General features: G+C 38.4%; 1 pseudogene. It reads right to left on the reverse strand.

Features of this window, described 5'->3' with window-relative positions:
- Nucleotides 1-234, reverse strand: a pseudogene (locus KTG12_RS21515) (hypothetical protein); the annotation flags it as partial.
- Nucleotides 235-372 lie beyond the last annotated feature (138 nt).

Genomic DNA, 372 nt, shown 5'->3' on the forward strand with positions numbered 1-372 from the left:
CATCGGCTCGAATGTCGTATTGCGGTCTCTGACATAGAGTTGCCAACCTGCTTTTTTCCAGAAAGTAGTGATACGCAATCCGTATTTCTCGGCCAATTTCTCTGCCTCTGAAAAATTAGGGAAACCGGTGATTGCATATTTAACCGACTGGGGATATCCATTTTTCCCGGTTGTGGTACTAATCACATCCAGATTGTTTTCCTCTGCTACTTCGTGAATATTAAATTCTTCCATATTGTCTTTGATTTTCTTTACTGATGTAAAGATACTAATTCTTTTTCAGATACTTACATAATGAGTAAAGAGGTTAGATTTTAACTTACAACCCTACTTTACCATTGAAGCGGACACCATTTTTAGGGAGTTACTCCC

Origin of the sequence: Parabacteroides sp. MSK.9.14 (assembly GCF_019041495.1) — a bacterium.
Classification (GTDB): Bacteria; Bacteroidota; Bacteroidia; order Bacteroidales; family Tannerellaceae; genus Parabacteroides; species Parabacteroides merdae.